This window comes from Bradyrhizobium sp. WYCCWR 13022, from assembly GCF_030435535.1.
GTDB lineage: Bacteria > Pseudomonadota > Alphaproteobacteria > Rhizobiales > Xanthobacteraceae > Bradyrhizobium.
The window spans coordinates 46,245-63,070 of sequence record NZ_JAUIZJ010000003.1; the positions used below are offsets into that span (position 1 = coordinate 46,245).

17 protein-coding genes are annotated in these 16,826 nt (G+C 64.8%); 10 read left to right on the forward strand and 7 right to left on the reverse strand.

From position 1 onward, the window contains the following. Positions 1-6 precede the first annotated feature (6 nt). The 3 genes from QY049_RS09000 (at position 7) to QY049_RS09010 (ending at position 2,022) form a co-directional block, all read left to right on the forward strand. On the forward strand, positions 7-726 hold the full coding sequence (locus QY049_RS09000; RefSeq protein ID WP_258763930.1) for an MgtC/SapB family protein: 720 nt from the start codon (positions 7-9) through the stop codon (positions 724-726). A 101-nt stretch (positions 727-827) separates the two neighbouring features. After that, a complete protein-coding gene (locus QY049_RS09005) occupies positions 828-1,166 on the forward strand; it encodes a hypothetical protein (protein ID WP_258767075.1) in 339 nt (112 codons plus the stop codon). A 115-nt stretch (positions 1,167-1,281) separates the two neighbouring features. Then, a complete protein-coding gene (locus QY049_RS09010) occupies positions 1,282-2,022 on the forward strand; it encodes an acetoacetate decarboxylase (RefSeq protein ID WP_258763929.1) in 741 nt (246 codons plus the stop codon). Between the two features lie 47 nt (positions 2,023-2,069). On the opposite strand, the gene QY049_RS09015 is transcribed toward QY049_RS09010, so the two are convergent. The 6 genes from QY049_RS09015 to QY049_RS09040 all read right to left on the reverse strand — a co-directional run bounded on the left by QY049_RS09015 (position 2,070) and on the right by QY049_RS09040 (position 8,596). Beyond that, entirely contained in the window at positions 2,070-3,677 is a 1,608-nt protein-coding gene (locus QY049_RS09015; RefSeq protein ID WP_258763928.1) for a lyase family protein, read from the reverse strand. A gap of 101 nt (positions 3,678-3,778) precedes the next feature. Further along, a complete protein-coding gene (locus QY049_RS09020) occupies positions 3,779-5,221 on the reverse strand; it encodes a homospermidine synthase (protein WP_258763927.1) in 1,443 nt (480 codons plus the stop codon). Between the two features lie 45 nt (positions 5,222-5,266). After that, on the reverse strand, positions 5,267-5,656 hold the full coding sequence (locus tag QY049_RS09025) for a RidA family protein (RefSeq protein ID WP_258763926.1): 390 nt from the start codon (positions 5,654-5,656) through the stop codon (positions 5,267-5,269). A gap of 147 nt (positions 5,657-5,803) precedes the next feature. Beyond that, positions 5,804-6,391: a GNAT family N-acetyltransferase gene (locus QY049_RS09030; protein WP_258763925.1), complete on the reverse strand. Its 588-nt coding sequence runs from the start codon at positions 6,389-6,391 to the stop codon at positions 5,804-5,806. A 135-nt stretch (positions 6,392-6,526) separates the two neighbouring features. Beyond that, the gene (locus QY049_RS09035; protein WP_194477992.1) at positions 6,527-7,669 is read right to left on the reverse strand and encodes a type III PLP-dependent enzyme; all 1,143 of its coding nucleotides are present in this window, start codon (positions 7,667-7,669) and stop codon (positions 6,527-6,529) included. A 672-nt stretch (positions 7,670-8,341) separates the two neighbouring features. Then, positions 8,342-8,596, reverse strand: a complete 255-nt coding sequence (locus QY049_RS09040; protein WP_194477991.1) for a hypothetical protein — start codon at positions 8,594-8,596, stop codon at positions 8,342-8,344. A 136-nt stretch (positions 8,597-8,732) separates the two neighbouring features. On the opposite strand from QY049_RS09040, the gene QY049_RS09045 reads away from it, so the two are divergent. The 3 genes from QY049_RS09045 to QY049_RS09055 are packed head-to-tail and all read left to right on the forward strand — an operon-like array spanning position 8,733 to position 12,546. After that, on the forward strand, positions 8,733-10,814 hold the full coding sequence (locus tag QY049_RS09045; protein WP_301269276.1) for a M3 family metallopeptidase: 2,082 nt from the start codon (positions 8,733-8,735) through the stop codon (positions 10,812-10,814). Positions 10,815-10,819: 5 nt separating this feature from the next. Further along, on the forward strand, positions 10,820-11,452 hold the full coding sequence (locus QY049_RS09050) for a DUF1007 family protein (RefSeq protein WP_258763923.1): 633 nt from the start codon (positions 10,820-10,822) through the stop codon (positions 11,450-11,452). Beyond that, positions 11,449-12,546 carry a nickel/cobalt transporter gene (locus QY049_RS09055; protein WP_301269277.1) on the forward strand — a complete coding sequence of 366 codons (1,098 nt, stop codon included), beginning with the start codon at positions 11,449-11,451 and terminating at the stop codon, positions 12,544-12,546. The genes QY049_RS09050 and QY049_RS09055 overlap by 4 nt, the downstream gene beginning before the upstream one ends. Before the next feature lie 22 nt (positions 12,547-12,568). On the opposite strand, the gene QY049_RS09060 is transcribed toward QY049_RS09055, so the two are convergent. Further along, positions 12,569-12,967: an MAPEG family protein gene (locus tag QY049_RS09060; protein ID WP_194477987.1), complete on the reverse strand. Its 399-nt coding sequence runs from the start codon at positions 12,965-12,967 to the stop codon at positions 12,569-12,571. An 82-nt stretch (positions 12,968-13,049) separates the two neighbouring features. Between QY049_RS09060 and hemH the strand changes: the two genes are divergently transcribed. The 4 genes from hemH (at position 13,050) to QY049_RS09080 (ending at position 16,778) form a co-directional block, all read left to right on the forward strand. Next, the gene (gene hemH / locus QY049_RS09065; protein ID WP_258763921.1) at positions 13,050-14,087 is read left to right on the forward strand and encodes a ferrochelatase; all 1,038 of its coding nucleotides are present in this window, start codon (positions 13,050-13,052) and stop codon (positions 14,085-14,087) included. A gap of 10 nt (positions 14,088-14,097) precedes the next feature. Further along, the gene (locus QY049_RS09070) at positions 14,098-15,066 is read left to right on the forward strand and encodes an ABC transporter substrate-binding protein (RefSeq protein WP_258763920.1); all 969 of its coding nucleotides are present in this window, start codon (positions 14,098-14,100) and stop codon (positions 15,064-15,066) included. Positions 15,067-15,273: 207 nt separating this feature from the next. Beyond that, a complete protein-coding gene (locus QY049_RS09075) occupies positions 15,274-16,278 on the forward strand; it encodes an SPFH domain-containing protein (RefSeq protein WP_194477984.1) in 1,005 nt (334 codons plus the stop codon). 56 nt (positions 16,279-16,334) lie between these two features. After that, positions 16,335-16,778 carry an NfeD family protein gene (locus QY049_RS09080; RefSeq protein WP_194477983.1) on the forward strand — a complete coding sequence of 148 codons (444 nt, stop codon included), beginning with the start codon at positions 16,335-16,337 and terminating at the stop codon, positions 16,776-16,778. Positions 16,779-16,826 lie beyond the last annotated feature (48 nt).

Here is a 16,826-nt window from a genome sequence, read left to right on the forward strand (position 1 = left end):
GGAATCATGCGGTTCCTGACGACCTTCCAGCTTGCTGATTTCGCCGACACGCTGGTGAGCCTGTTCACGGCCTTTGCGCTGGGCACGCTGATCGGCGCCGAGCGGCAATATCGCCAACGCACCGCGGGCCTGCGCACCAACGTGCTGGTCGCGGTTGGCGCGGCGGCCTTCGTCGATCTCGCCATGCATCTGGCCGGTGCGGACGGTGCCGTGCGGGTGATCGCCTATGTCGTCTCGGGCATCGGCTTCCTCGGCGCCGGCGTCATCATGAAGCAGGGCATGGACGTGCGGGGCCTCAACACCGCGGCGACGCTGTGGGCCTCGGCCGCGGTCGGCTCCTGCGCCGGCGCCGACATGGTCGCGCAGGCGGCGGCGCTGACCGTGTTCGTCATCGCCGGCAACACCATGCTGCGCCCGCTTGTCAATGCCATCAACCGCATTCCGCTGAACGAGAAGGCGCTCGAGGCGACCTACTACTTCAAGCTGGCGGTCACGACCGACGCCCTGCCCGACATGCGCGACCGTCTCGTCGACAAGCTCGAAGCCGCCAAATACCCCGTGGCCGATGTCGACGTGGTCGAGATCGGAGACGACGACCTCCTGGAAATCGTCGCCAAGCTGGTGGCGACCGCGGTCGATCCGAACGAGCTGAATGCGGTGGCGACTGATCTCCAGCATTTGCCCGGCGTACGCCACGCCACCTGGGAAGTCAGCACGACGGAATAGCCGCGGCATTTGGCGCGTGAGCGCGCGGTTCCCGCCTTTCGAGGGACGGAACCGCAGTCGCGGAAATTCGTTGATCCCCCTGGATAAAGGCGGTGATCGACATGCGCGGCCCAAACGACAAGCGAAACCTGAAGCTCGACCTCACCATCGCCTGCTCGCTGTTCGCAGCCGGCGTCCTGGTGTCCGCGATGTCGCTGGCCCAGATCCGTGCCGAGAGCAGGACGGAGTTGGCACAGGCAACGCAGCCGCTGCAGGGCACGCCATCCAACGATCAGGACAAGACGCCCGCCGAGGCAAAACCCGGCGGTGAGCGTCCGACCACGCCGGCTCCCGAGCCCGCGCGCCCCGATACGCAGACGCAAGGCGCGGCGGGGGCTGCCAAGCCGGCGCTGCCGCCGGCCCCGGCCGAGAAGATCGCGCCGCCGATCAAGGACAAGTAGCCGTGACGGCCGGCGTATTCTGACACGTATGTGACAACTGATGCCGATTTAACGATCTCGCCTCGGCGCACGGCTCGCTCCATAATCCGTCGAACCAACGACAGATGGGGCTCCCATGAAGATCGAAGACGTTCGCCGTACCGCATATTCGATGCCGCTCACCAACCCATCATTCCCACCGGGGCCATACCACTTCTTCGACCGCGAATATTTCATCATCACCTACAGGACCGATCCCGAAGCCCTTGCCGCCATCGTGCCCGAGCCGCTCGAGGTGGCCGAGCCGGTGGTGAAATACGAATTCATCCGCATGCCCGACTCGACCGGCTTCGGCGACTATACCGAGACCGGACAGGTGATCCCGGTCCGCTTCAAGGGCGAACTGGGCGCCTACACCCACGCGATGTATCTCGACGACGAAGGTCCGATCGCTGGTGGCCGCGAGCTGTGGGGCTTTCCGAAGAAGCTGGCGCGGCCGAAGATCGAGGTCGAGAGCGACGTGCTGGTCGGCTCGCTGCATTATGGTTCGGTGCTCTGTGCCTCCGCGACCATGGGCTACAAGCACCGCAAGGTCGACCATGACGTGGTGCTGCAGTCGATGACGGCGCCGAACTTCATCCTCAAGATCATCCCGCATGTCGACGGCTCACCGCGAATTTGCGAGCTGGTGCGCTTCCATCTGGAGGACATCACGCTGAAGGAAGCCTGGACAGGCCCGGCCGCGCTCGGCCTGTTTCCTCACGCGCTCTGCGATGTTGCCCGGCTGCCGGTGCGCGAGGTGGTCTCGGCGCTGCACTTCAAAGCGGACCTGACGCTCGGGCTCGGCAGCGTGGCGTTCGATTACATGGCAAAGTAACGTGAGTGGGCGGGGCGCGGCATTACGCCCCCCGGTCCTCCGCTAGACTAATGCGCCGCGCCGTTCGGCAAGAGCGCCGCAAACGCCTGATCGAGCGCGGTATCGGCCTTCGCCAGCTTGTCGCGCTGGGAGGCAAGCCAGAGCTTGTCGGCATCGAGGCGCTGCTGGGCCACCTTGAGCATGCGTGCCGTCTCCTCCGGCTGCGGACCGCCGACGCCCTTGGTGTGCGCCACGATCCATTCCGGTGACATCACCTCCCTGAATTCGGCCTCGCTCATCGGGAAGGGCCTCGCCGGCATGTTGAATTTGGCGAGCGTCTTGGCGAAGAGGTCGGTCACTTCGCCGAAGGGTATGGTCTTGGGGGTGAGATCCAGCGGCCGCGCATAGCTGACCATCTGCGATGCAAAGCCGTGCCCGACGCGGAACGGGATCTGGTGCGCCTGCAACAGCAGCTCGGCGAGGTTCATTGTCGAGGTCCAGTCGCTCTCCAGCTCTTCCTTGGCGCGGGCCTTGTTGACCACGATCGCATCGAACACCCGGTCGGTCGCGGTGACCATCTTGATGGCCCGCGGGAACAGGCCGATGTCCTCGGACTGGGCCTTGGAATCGACCATTCCCGACATGACGTTGTGGGCGCGGATCGAGACCGCCCCCGACAGCCCCACCACATCGGAAGCGGCGATCCTGGCCTGCATGATCAGACCCGGATTGCGCTTCTGTGGCATCGAGCTGCTGGTATAGGTCGAGCCCTCCTGCAGCAAAAGCCACGGTCGCACTTCGGCGTATTGCGTATGCAGGTCCTGCATCATCACGCCGATGCGGATGGCGGCCGAATTGGCGATCGCGGTGGCCTCGAGCTGGTTGTCGAATGGGATCACCTGGTTGGCGTCCATCGAATTCTCGACGATGCCGTCAAAGCCGAGCAGCTGGGCGAGGCGCGTGCGGTTCAGCGGCCAGATCGAGTCGGACATGACGCCCACGCCCATCGGGCTGAGGTTGAGCCGGCGATAGGCCTCGCTGATGCGCTGCTGATCGCGCTCGAACGATTCCTCATAGGCCAGCAGGTAATGACCATAGGTGATCGGCACAGCCTGCACGCCGTTGGTGTAGCCGGGCATCAGGGCATCGAGATTGTCGGCCGCCTTGGCGAGCAGCTTGGCACGCAGGCCGAGCAACGCTTCGGCAAAATCCAGCGTCTGGTTCCGTAGTTTGGCGGCGCGAAAGGTCGCGTACATGTCCTGACGGCTGCGCCCGGCATGGATGACGGAGGCCTCCTCGCCGACCTTGTCGGTCATGATCTTCTCGATCTGGAGGACGTCGCTCGGACGCTTGCCATCGGGCTCACGCGCCTGGCGGATCGCGTAATCCACGCCCCCGGCGATCAGCTGGCCGGTGCTCTTCGGGAAGATGCCTTCCTCCACCAGCATCACGGTGGAGGCCTTGTTGATCTTGTTGAGCCAGTAGAACTGGTCCTCTGCCGCGTCCGATTTGCTGGTCGAGAGCTGCGTGCCGCTGGGCGCGTTGGCACCGATCTTGGCGGCGTTTTCGTTGCATTCCTGCGTGGTCTTGCAGGGTAACTGACCGGTGTCCGCGGCCAATGCGTGGGACGCGATCAGGAGACCGACTCCTCCCGCGATGCAGGCGATAAGTTTCATGCGGACCTCCCGGTTGCCGTGCGACCGGGAGGTTGGTTAGCATCCGGGCTGGCGGAAGGCTATTAGCCTCCCGTTCATTACTACTCGGACAGGTGCGCCTGTCAGCGGACCAGGATGTTTTTGAACTGCCAGGGATCGCTGGTGTCGATGTCCTCCGGGAACAGTCCCGGACGGTCCGTCAGCGGGGTCCAGTCGGTGTAGAAACCCTTCACCGGGCCGAGATACGGCAGCTGGATTTCCAGTAGGCGATCGAAATCCATCTCGTCGGCTTCGACGATGCCTTCGTTCGGGTTCTCCAGCGCCCACACCATGCCGCCGAGCACGGCGGAGGTGACCTGCAGGGCGGTGGCGTTCTGGTAGGGCGCGAGCGCGCGGGTCTCTTCGATCGAGAGCTGCGAGCCGAACCAGTAGGCATTGTTGTCGTGGCCGAACAGCAGCACGCCGAGCTCGTCGATGCCGTCGACGATTTCGTCCTCTTCGAGGATGTGGTGCTTCTCCTGCATCCTCCCGGCGCGGCCGAACAGTTCGTGCAGCGACAGCACGGCGTCGTCGGCCGGATGATAGGCGTAGTGGCAGGTCGGTCGATAGATTGCCTTGCCGGAGGCGTCACGCACCGTGAAGTAATCGGCGATCGAGATCGACTCGTTGTGGGTGACGAGGAATCCATATTGCGCGCCGCGGGTCGGGCACCACGTGCGCACGCGCGTGTTGGCGCCGGGCTGCATCAGATAGATGGCCGCGCCGCAGCCGGCCTCGTGGGTATGCGCATTCTCCGGCATCCATTTCTCATGGGTGCCCCAGCCGAGTTCCGACGGCTGCATGCCCTCCGACAGGAAACCTTCCACCGACCAGGTGTTGACGAAGACGTCAGGCTCCTTCGGCTTCTTTGCGCGCTGGGTGTCGCGCTCGGCGATGTGAATGCCCTTGATGCCGGCCTGCCGCATCAGGTCGGCCCATTCGGCCTTGGTCTTCGGCTTGGGGGCGTTGAGCTTCAGATCGGCGGCGACGTTGAGCAACGCCTGCTTGACGAAGAAAGAGACCATGCCGGGATTGGCGCCGCAGCAGGAGACGGCGGTGGTCGAGCCCTCGGGGCGCGCCCGCTTGGCGGCCAGCGTCACTTCGCGCAGCGCGTAGTTGGAGCGCGCTTCCGGGCCCTTCGACGAGTCAAAATAGAAGCCGAGCCAGGGCTCGTTGACGGTGTCGATATAGAGCGCGCCGAGTTCGTTGCAGAGCTCCATGATGTCGGTCGAGCCGGTATCGACCGAGAGATTGACGCAGAAGCCCTGGCCGCCGCCTTCGGTGAGCAACGGGGTCAGCAACTCGCGATAATTGTCCTTGGTCACGGCCTTCTGGATGAAGCGCACATTCTGTTTCTCGCAATGCGCCTTGCGGCCCTCGTCCTTTGGGTCGATCACGGTGACGCGCGACTTGTCGTAATCGAGATGCCGCTCGATCATCGGCAAGGTGCCTTTGCCGATGGAGCCGAAGCCGACCATGACGATGGGACCGGTGATCTTCGCGTAGATCTGCGAGGGAGGGCTCATGGGATGGTTTCTCCGGAACGTGCTGGCGGACAATTGGTGTGTGGATCAGGCGCTGCGGCGCTTGGCCGTGACTTCGATCTCGACCTTCATCTCGGGCTTCAGGAGCGCTGAGACGACCAGAAGCGTGGCAGCCGGGCGGATCTCGCCGAGGACCTCGCCGCAGACCGCGAAATGCTCGTCGGCATCCTTGGCGTCGGTGAGGTAATAGGTCGCGCGGACGATGTCGGCCATCTTGAAGCCGCCCTCCTTCAGGGCCGCTTCGATGGTCTTGAAGCAGTTGCGTGACTGGCTCGTGACATCGTCAGGCATCGTCATCGTCGTGTAGTCGTAGCCGGTGGTTCCAGCCACGAAGCAGAACTCGCCGTCGACCACGGCGCGGCTGTAGCCGGCGGTCTTCTCGAAGGGGGAGCCGGTGGAAATCAGGCGACGGGACATGGGTTCGGCCTTGGCTGAATGGGGGGATTTCGTGGGGTTAAACGGCGTTTCCGCGGCTCACGCAACCCCAAAGGGACGAGCTCAGAACAGGTGCGGCCGGGCGTTACCGCGTGGTGCGGCTTGGGTCGTCGCCATCATGGCAATCCCTTAGGCTGCGTGCGCCTGGAGGGCGCGAACTACCCTCCGTTTAGGCTGGGCCGCGCCGGTCGGGACGATCATTCCTTCGGCGCCGTCGAGTGCGCCGGTCTGGAATTCGATCGCCAACAGGCGCTCGCGCTCGAACGGGCCAGGCAGCAGCAATGCGCCGGTCTTCTCGGCCGAGAAGCCGAAGCGGGCGTAATAGGGCGCATCGCCGAGCAGGATCACGGCGTCATGCCCGCGCGCCCGGGCGGCGGCCAGCGCCTGATTCATCAGCGCGGCGCCGATCCCGAGTTCGCGGCAGGCTGGGTCCACCGCCAATGGTCCGAGGACCAGAGCGGGCCTGCCTCCGGCGCTGACATGCCACAGCCGCACGGTTCCCACGAGCTTGCCCTCGCGCATCGCCGACAGGGCAAGGCCTGCGGCAGGCGCGCGTCCATCGCGCAGGCGCTGGCAGGTGCGGTCATGGCGGTTCTTGCCAAAGCAGGCATCCAGCAACGCCTCACGCATCGCGACGTCGACAGCACGCTCGCTGCGGATCGCGAACGGAGCGGCTTTCGAAGTGAGGGCGACTTGTGGCTTCCGAAAAGCAGTCATGGTGCGTCAGTCCCCGCTCAAGCAGACGTGCGCGCGGCACGCCGGTTCAAGACGTCGTCAGAATGGCAATGTCAGGAGGAGAGCCGGCAAGCCGGCTCCCGGGTTCGTCAGGCCTCAGAACGAACGAGAGCCTGCTTAGATGTGGTAGGTCTTCAGCGGCGGGATGCCGTTGAACGCCACCGCCGAGTAGGTCGACGTATAGGCCCCGGTGCCTTCGATCAGCAGCTTGTCGCCGATCTCGAGGGTAACGGGAAGCGGATACGGGGTCTTCTCGTACAGCACGTCGGCGCTGTCGCAGGTCGGGCCTGCGAGCACGCACGGGGTCATTTCCGCGCCGTCATGCGGGGTGCGGATGGCGTAGCGGATCGACTCGTCCATCGTCTCGGCGAGACCGCCGAACTTGCCGATGTCCAGGTACACCCAGCGCACCTCGTCCTCGTCGCTCTTCTTCGAGATCAGCACGACCTCGGATTCGATGATGCCGGCGTTGCCCACCATGCCGCGGCCGGGCTCGATGATGGTCTCCGGAATCTGGTTGCCGAAGTGCTTGCGCAGCGCGCGGAAGATCGACCGGCCGTAGGTCACGACCGGCGGCACGTCCTTCAGGTACTTGGTCGGGAAGCCGCCGCCCATGTTGACCATGGTCAGGTTGATGCCGCGCTCGGCGCAGTCGCGGAACACCTGCGAGGCCATCGCCAGCGCACGGTCCCACGCCTTCACCTTGCGCTGCTGCGAGCCGACATGGAAGGAGATGCCGCACGGCTCCAGGCCCTGGCGCTTGGCGACGTCGAGTACCTCGACGGCCATTTCCGGGTCGCAGCCGAACTTGCGCGACAGCGGCCATTCGGCGCCGGCGCAGTCATAGAGGATGCGGCAGAACACCTTCGCAGCCGGCGCGGCACGGGCGACCTTCTCGACTTCGGCGACGCAGTCCACGGCGAAAAGCCGGATGCCGAGCGCGAAGGCGCGCGCGATGTCGCGTTCCTTCTTGATCGTGTTGCCGAAGGAGATGCGGTCGGGCGTCGCGCCGGCGGCCAGCGCCATCTCGATCTCGGCGACGGTCGCGGTGTCGAAGCAGGAGCCCATGGAGGCCAGCAGGGAGAGCACTTCCGGCGCCGGGTTCGCCTTGACGGCATAGAACACGCGGCTGTCGGGCAGCGCCTTGGCGAAGGTCTGGTAATTGTCGCGCACGACCTCGAGGTCGACGACGAGGCACGGCTCGGTGTCGAGACCTTCCTTGCGGCGGTTGCGCAGGAATTCCTGGATACGTTCGGTCATGGCACTCTCCAACGGCCCCAGCGACGGGACCGCATCAACGTGACGTCGGATAAGAGTGCTCCGGCCACATCGCGCGATGGAGGCGCGCTGAAGCCAAAAGACTCAAACCAGACTGTGCTGCCGTGGATTGGTTGGGAGAGCTTCCCGCCCGCACACCTGGCAATGAAGGACAAGCCTTTTCAGTAGCCCGCGCCGGCGGTGGAATGCCGGTAGAGACCAAAAAAGCCCGATCCGTCGTTGCTTTAAGTCGCGTCCCCCGTTGAGAGCGGGGTGCGCCGGTTCGCCTCCGGCTGCCAGTCACGGTTGCAAAGAGCGAAGTCACCTTCGACAGGGCATCTCTTTGAGAGAGATGCTGGACGCTCCGGGTTTGCTTAAGTCTTCAGACCGTGGTCTTGCGACTTCCGCACTTCCGAAGAGCCCCTCGGCTTCTTCACCCCTTGGCGGCTGTCCGGCCTCTTGTCCGGATACCTACCGACTGACACACGACCACAGGCACGTGCGAAATTGGGCAAAAACGCACATAAGGGTTTTGACTCGCCTTCGCAAGAATTTTTTTAGGCTGAGAAGAGAATTGCCTAACATCTGCTTGCGCAGTGTTGCGCGAGCGACGCGGAAGATGAATAGGCGTTAAGTTTTCGGTGTCGTGCGCGCGACTCTGTCGCGCGCGATGCGTCAGCCGCGCTTGAAGAACGGCTCGACGCGCTGGGCTGCGCGGATGAAGGCGGTCATGACCAGCACGCCGAGCGCGAACAGCACGGCCTGGAGGATGTGCGCGCCCTGGTCGCCGAGCCCGAACAGAATCGCGAGCGCCCAGCCGCCGGCAAACGCCGCGCCGAACACCTCGGCGCCGATCAGGATGGCGGCGCTGACGACGGTGATGACGCTCGGCCAGACGATCTGACGGGAAGACGAGGAGGGCGCGTTCATGGGTGTTTGGGTCCGGTGTTTCGAGGGCCGCAATCTCCCCGAAAAGGCGGGCGGGAGCAAGGCCAAATGGCCCAAAAAAGCCCCATCGCGTGCTATAGCTGGCCCCAATAAATTGCCTCAAAAAACGAGACTTGCGATGTCAGACGCCCGCCAAACTACGGACTCCGAGACCAATCCGCTGCTGAAGGCCTGGGTGACGCCGTTTGCGACCCCGCCCTTCGACGAGATCGTGCCGGAGCACTTCCTGCCCGCCTTCGAGCAGGCCTTCGCCGACCATTCCGCCGAGATTGCCGCGATCACCAATGATCCGGCTGCGCCCGACTTCGCCAATACCATCACGGCGCTGGAGCGCTCCGGCAAGCTGCTGAACAAGGTTGCGGCGGTCTTCTACGATCTTGTCTCGGCGCATTCCAACCCGGCCATCCTCGACATCGACAAGGAGGTCTCCTTGCGGATGGCGCGGCACTGGAATCCGATCATGATGAACGCTGTGCTGTTTGGCCGCATCGCCCAGCTGCACGAGACCCGCGCCAATCTTGGCCTCAACCCGGAGCAGCTCCGCCTCTTGGAGCGCACCTACACCCGCTTCCACCGCGCCGGCGCGGGCCTCTCCGACGACGCCAAGACGCGGATGGCCGAGATCAACGAGAAGCTGGCCCAGCTCGCGACCGGCTTCAGCCACCATCTGCTCGGCGACGAGCAGGACTGGTTCATGGAGCTGGGAGAGGCCGACCGCCAGGGCCTGCCGGAGAGCTTCATCGCGGCCGCCAAGGCTGCGGCTGAAGATCGCGGCATGGCAGGCAAGGCCATCGTGACGCTGTCGCGCTCCTCGGCCGAGCCGTTCCTGAAGAGCTCGTCGCGGCGCGATCTGCGCGAGAAGGTCTACAAGGCCTTCACCGCGCGCGGCGACAACGGCAATGCCAACGACAACAACACCGCCATCGGCGAGATCCTGAAGCTGCGCGAGGAGAGCGCCAAGCTCCTGGGCTACCCGACCTTCGCGGCCTACCGGCTGGAGGATTCCATGGCCAAGACGCCGGACGCGGTGCGCGGCCTCCTGGAGCGCGTCTGGAAGCCGGCCCGGGCGCGTGCGCTTGCCGACCGCGACGAGATGCAGGCGCTGATCACGGAGGAGGGCGGCAATTTCAAGCTCGCGCCCTGGGACTGGCGCTTCTATGCCGAGAAACTCCGCCTCCAGCGCGCCAATTTCGACGACGCGGCGATCAAGCCCTATCTGACGCTCGATCACATGATCGCCGCCGCCTTCGATTGCGCCACCCGCCTGTTCGGCATCACCTTCGCCGAGCTCAAGGATGTGCCGGTCTGGCATCCCGACGTCCGGGTCTGGGAGGTCAGGGGTCCCGACGGCAAGCACAAGGCGCTGTTCTACGGTGACTACTATGCCCGGCCGTCAAAGCGCTCAGGCGCCTGGATGACCTCGCTGCGCGACCAGCAGAAGCTCGACGGCGAGATCGCCCCGCTCATCATCAACGTCTGCAATTTCGCCAAGGGCACCGGAAGCGAACCCTCGCTGCTGTCGCCCGACGATGCCCGCACCCTGTTCCACGAGTTCGGCCACGGCCTGCACGGCATGCTGTCCAACGTGACCTATCCGTCGCTGTCGGGCACCTCCGTGTTCACCGATTTCGTCGAGCTGCCCTCGCAGCTCTACGAGCACTGGCAGGAGCGGCCCGAGGTGCTGCAGCAGTTCGCCCGCCACTACCAGACCGGCGAGCCGCTGCCGGACGATCTGCTCAAGCGCTTCCTCGCGGCGCGCAAGTTCAACCAGGGTTTTGCCACCGTCGAGTTCGTCTCCTCGGCCCTGGTCGATCTCGAATTCCACTCCCAGCCGGCGGCAGCCGCGCAGGATGTCCGCGCCTTCGAAAAGAAGGAGCTCGAGAAGATCGGCATGCCCGAGGAAATCTCGATGCGGCACCGGCCGACCCAGTTCGGCCACATCTTCTCCGGCGACCACTATGCGGCCGGCTATTACAGCTACATGTGGTCGGAGGTGATGGATGCGGACGCCTTCGGCGCCTTCGAGGAGGCCGGCAACATCTTCGATCCGGCCGTGGCAAAACGCCTGCACGACGACATCTATTCGAGCGGCGGATCGGTCGATCCGGAAGCGGCCTACGAGGCCTTCCGCGGCCGCCCGCCCGAGCCCGACGCGCTGCTCCGCCGCCGCGGCCTGCTCGACGGCGCCAAGGCGGCCTGACCGGCATGCGCGCCCTGCTGGGATGGCTGTTCGCCGCCGCCATGATGCTCGCATCAGGCGGGGCGAGCGCGCATCCGCACGTCTGGATCACAGCGACCAGCGAGCTGCTCTACGCCGGGGATGGCAGCATCACCGGTGTGCGCCACGCCTGGACCTTCGACGACATGTTTTCGGCCTATGCGGTGCAGGGGCTCGAGGCCAAGAAGAAGGGCGCTTACACCCGCGAGGAACTGGCGCCGCTGGCGCAGACCAATGTCGAGTCGCTCAAGGAATACGCCTTTTTCACCTTTGCGCGAGCCGACGGGAAGAAGGAGCGATTCCAGGAGCCGGTCGACTACTTCCTCGACTACAAGGATTCGGTGCTGACCCTGCACTTCACGCTGCCGCTGAAGAATCCGGTCAAGCCCAGGCAATTGGTGCTCGAAGTGTTCGACCGCTCCTACTTCATCGACTTCCAGATGGCCAAGGACAATCCGGTCAAGCTGGTCGGCGCCCCTGCCGGCTGCCAGATGAAGCTCGATCGGCCCAGCGACGGGTCCGCGACCGCGCAGAAGCTCAACGAGCAGACCTTCCTGAACGGCGAGAATTCGAATTTCGGCATGATGTTCGCCAACAAGATCACGGTGGATTGCCCTTGAAGCCGCAACTTTCCCCGCTTGGGCGCCGGCTCCTTGCCTGCGCCGCTGTTCTCCTCGTCGTGAGCCTGGCCGATGCCGCGCTGCATGATGTCCTCGCGCAAAATCCGTTCGGCGCGCCGAAACCGGCGCCGGCGGCCGAGCCGGAGGTCAGGGGTCTGATCGGCTGGCTGCTGGCAAAGCAGTCTGAGTTCTATCGGCAGATGTCGTCGACCATCCGTGCCGCCAAGTCCGACGGCTCGGCGGTGTGGACGCTGCTCTTCATCTCATTTGCCTATGGCATCTTCCACGCCGCCGGTCCCGGCCACGGCAAGGCGGTGATCGCATCCTATCTCGTCGCCAACCGCGAGACCGCGCGGCGCGGCATCGCATTGTCGTTTGCCTCGGCGCTGATGCAGTCGCTGGTGGCGATCCTGATCGTCGGCATCTCGGCCTGGATCCTGAACGCCACGGCCAGGACCATGTGCAAGGCGGAAGGCGCGATCGAGATCGCGAGCTACGCCCTGATCGCGCTGTTCGGCCTGCGCCTCGTCTGGGTCAAGGGGCGCACCTTCATCCGCGCGCTCCAGGCGACGCAGCCGGTGCCGGCCATGGCGGGCGTGCCTCATGACCATGGCCACCATCATCATGACGCGCATGATCATCACGATCACGATCACGGCCACGCGCACGCCCATCACCACCACGCCCACGACCACGTCCATGACGAGCATTGCGGCCATTCCCATGGCCCGACGCCGAGCGAGCTCGCCGGCCCCGGCGGCTGGCGGCGCGGCTTTGCCGCGATCCTGACCGTCGGCATCCGCCCCTGCTCGGGCGCGATCCTGGTGCTGGTGTTCGCGCTGGCCCAGGGCCTGTTCTGGGCCGGCATTGCCGCGACCTTTCTGATGGGGCTGGGCACCGCGATCACGGTTGCGACCATCGCGGTGGTCGCTGTCTCCGCCAAGGACATCGCCGGCCGTCTCGGCGGCGCCCGCGACGGCGGCGGCGCGCTGTTCATGCGCGGCATCGAGTTCGGTGCCGCCGCCCTCGTGCTGTTGTTCGGCGTGGGCTTGTTGTTCGGCTACATCGCGGCCGAGCGGACGACGTGCTTCTGATCGGCGGGCTACGGCCTCACGCTCACACCGGCAACAGCCGCTTCAGCATCGGCATGAAGAAGATCGTCAGATTGAGCGCAAAGCCGATGCTCCAGAGGATGGAGCGCAGGGTCGGGCGGTTGCCGAGATAGGTCAGCACATAAGCGACCCGCACGATCAGGAACAACACCGCGAGCTCGTCGATCAGGCGCTGCGGCGAGTCCCTGAATTCGGCGAGCAGCACGGCAAAGGCGAAGAACGGAAAGGTCTCGATGCCGTTCTGGTGCGCGCCGAGCGCGCGCTGCGAAATGGCGTCCTCATAGAAGGCCGGATCGCGCGGCCGGGAATTGTCGAAGCCGCGAAATCTGATCCATTTGATCGAAGCGATCGTTACGAGATAGAGCAGCAGTGCTCCGAGAACGCACCATTCCGCGAGTGTCATCTTCCCTCCCCCGCTTGGGGGCGACCCTAGCGAAACCGGGCTCATCTTGACAAGTTCGGAGCAACGCGCGACGCAACTGATCATGACGACCCTGGCCCCCATCGTTTCAGCGAAGCCGCTCCGTCAGCCCAGCCAGCCGCGCGTTGGTGTGCTGCTGGTCAATCTCGGCACGCCCGATACAGCCGACGCCCCGGGGGTACGGGTCTATCTGAAGGAGTTCCTGTCGGACGCCCGCGTGATCGAGGACCAGGGCCTGATCTGGCAGCTGGTTCTGAATGGCATCATCCTGCGCAGCCGTCCCCGCACCAAGGCGCTCGACTACCAGAAGATCTGGAACGTCGAGAAGAACGAGTCGCCGCTGAAGACCATCACGCGCTCGCAGAGCGACAAGCTTGCCGCCGCGCTGTCTGACAGCGCGCATGTCGCTGTGGACTGGGCGATGCGCTACGGTAATCCCTCGATCAAATCAGGGATCGACGCACTGATCGCGAAGGGCTGCGAGCGCATCCTCGTCGTGCCGCTCTACCCGCAATATTCCGCCTCGACCTCGGCGACCGTCTGCGACGAGGTGTTCCGCGTGCTCGCCAGCCTGCGCAACCAGCCGACGCTGCGGGTGACGCCGCCTTATTACGAGGACGAAGCCTATATCGAGGCGCTAGCCGTCTCGATCGAGACGCATCTGGCCGCGCTGCCGTTCAAGCCCGAGTTGATCGTGGCCTCCTTTCACGGCATGCCGAAGTCCTATGTCGACAAGGGCGATCCCTATCAGAGCCACTGCGTCGCCACGACGGAAGCGCTGCGCCGCCGGCTTGGCATGGATGACACGAAGCTGCTGCTGACCTTCCAGTCGCGCTTCGGCAACGACGAGTGGCTGCAGCCCTACACCGACAAGACCATGGAACGCCTCGCCAAGGACGGTGTGCGCCGCATCGCCGTGATCACGCCGGGTTTCTCCGCCGACTGTCTGGAGACGCTGGAGGAGATCGCGCAGGAGAATGCCGAGATCTTCAAGCACAATGGTGGCGAGCATTTCTCCGCGATCCCCTGCCTCAACGACAGCGATCCCGGCATGGACGTGATCCGGACGCTGGTGCTGCGCGAGCTGCAAGGCTGGATCTGAGGAGCGCACCATGAATCGCCGCGACTGCCTGGCGCTTCTTGGGATGATCACGGCATGGCCGGCCTCAAGTCCGGCACAGCAGCCGGCTGCTCAGCGCCGGCTCGGGGTGCTCTCGGTCACATCAGCCGATGACGTGATCGGCCAGACCCGCCTCGCCGAGGCGCTCACAGCTCTCGGCTGGAAGGAGCAGGACAATCTCAGGGTCGATTGGCGGAGTGGCGCCGGCGATCGGGTACGCCTCGGGCAGCTTGCCGACGATTTGATCGCCCTCAAGCCCGACGTCCTGCTCGCGCTCGGCACCCCCTCGGTGGAGGAGCTGCGCCAGCGCACCACGACGATCCCGATCGTGTTTGCCGTGGTCACCGATCCCGTCAGCCAGGGTTTTGTCCAGAACCTGGCTCATCCCGGCGGCAACATCACCGGCTTCACCGACTACGACGGCCCGCTCGCCGGAAAATGGCTGGAGATGCTTACGCAGGTCACGCCAAGAGTGTCCCGCGTTTTCGTCGTCTATAATCCCGCCACCGCGCCGTTTGCGCCGCTGATGCTGCGCACGCTCGAGGACGCGGCACGGACGCTGCATGTGACGGTCGAGCCCGCCCCGGTGCATGATGTCGCCTCCCTCGCTGCGTTGGCTTCGCACAAGGATGGCGGTTTCCTGGTCCTGCCCGACTTCTTCACCATGGCCAATCGCGCGCATCTGCTGGCGGCGATCGTCGAATCGCACCTGCCGTCGGTGTTCTGGAGCCGTGCCTTCGTCGATGAAGGCGGGCTGATGTCCTACAGCACCGACAGCGCCGAGCAGCTCCGCCGTGCCGCCAGCTACGTCGATCGCATCCTCAAGGGCGCTCTGCCGGCGGACCTCCCGGTCCAGAACCCGATCAAGCTCGAGCTCGCGATCAACCTGACGACGGCCAAGGCGATCGGTGTCACGCTTCCCCCCGGACTGCTCGCAATCGCGAACGAGGTCATCGAATAGGACGGCATTTCTTGACTTTTGCCGGTAGGTCTGCGCCTTCGCGCTTTCAAGGGCCTTTCGCAAATACTTAATCGTGACCGTTCCCTCTCCGTCCGTCTTGTGCAGAATGGCGTGGATGCCGACGTGAAAAGCGACCGCTGAACCGGTAGGGTCCTGGTCCCGACCAATGACAGCGCGGGAAGGGTCTTTTCTCGCCTTGGAGGACATATGAGCGGCTTCGATATTTTCGCGATTGTTCTGGTGTTGCTCGTCATCATCACGCTGATTGCCGGCGTGAAGACGGTGCCGCAGGGCTACGACTGGACCATCGAACGGTTCGGCAAATACACACAGACCCTGAGCCCCGGGCTCAATCTGATCGTGCCCTATTTCGATCGCGTCGGACGCAAGATCAACATGATGGAGCAGGTGATCGACATTCCCGAGCAGGAGGTCATCACCAAGGACAACGCCACCGTGACGGTGGACGGCGTCGCCTTCTTCCAGGTGTTCGATGCCGCGAAGGCGAGCTACGAGGTCGCCAATCTGACGCAGGCGATCACCGTGCTGACCATGACCAACATCCGTTCGGTGATGGGCTCGATGGATCTCGACCAGGTGCTCTCGCATCGCGACGAGATCAACGAGCGCCTGCTGCGCGTCGTCGACGCCGCGGTCTCGCCCTGGGGTGTCAAGGTCAACCGCATCGAGATCAAGGACATCGTGCCGCCGGCCGACCTCGTCGAGGCGATGGGCCGGCAGATGAAGGCCGAGCGCGTCAAGCGCGCCGACATTCTGGCTGCCGAAGGCCAGCGCCAGTCCGAAATCCTGCGCGCCGAAGGCGCCAAGCAGGGCCAGATCCTCCAGGCCGAGGGCCGCCGCGAAGCCGCCTTCCGCGACGCCGAGGCGCGCGAGCGTCTGGCCGAAGCCGAAGCCAAGGCGACACTTGCGGTGTCGGAGGCGATCGGCAAGGGCGACGTCGCCGCGCTGAACTACTTCATCGCCGACAAATACATCAAGGCGTTCGGCCAGTTCGCGGAGGCGCCGAACCAGAAGATCATCATGCTGCCGATGGAAGCGACCAGCATGCTCGGCTCGCTCGCCGGCATCGGCGAGATCGCGAAGGCGACGTTCGGCGAAAGTGCGGCCTCCGCGGCCGCCGCCGCGCGCCGCACCGGCTCGGTGCCGCCGACCGGCAGCACACCGCCGGCGGTCCCGCCGCGGCAGGGGTAAGGAACGGCGCATGGCTTTCCGATGAGGTCACGCGCTCAATATCTGGAGGTCGTGTCATGACCGACATGTTCGTATCGCTCGGCAACTGGAACTGGCTGATCTTCGGCTTCATCCTGATGGCGATGGAGGTGATCGCGCCGGGCGTGTTCCTGTTCTGGCTCGGGCTTGCAGCACTGCTGGTTGGCCTGATCTCGTTCGCCGCCGTCATCTCCTGGCAGATCCAGCTCGTGATGTTCGCGGTGTTCGCCGCCGCCGCCGTACCGGTGTGGCGCCGGCTGGCCCGGCCGAAGCCGGATACCAGCGCCAGCCCCTTCCTCAACAAGCGCACCGAGGCGCTGCTTGGCCGCGAGTTCACGCTGGAGAAGCCGATCATCGACGGCAACGGCACCGTCCGCATCGGCGATACGGTCTGGCGCGTCGCGGGCCCGGATACGCCGGCGGGGACGCGAGTGAGGGTGGTGCAGGTGGATGGCGCCAATCTGACGGTGGCCGCGGCTTAACTTCTGTGTTCCCCTCCCCCTTGGTAGAAACAAGGGGTATCTGTCCTC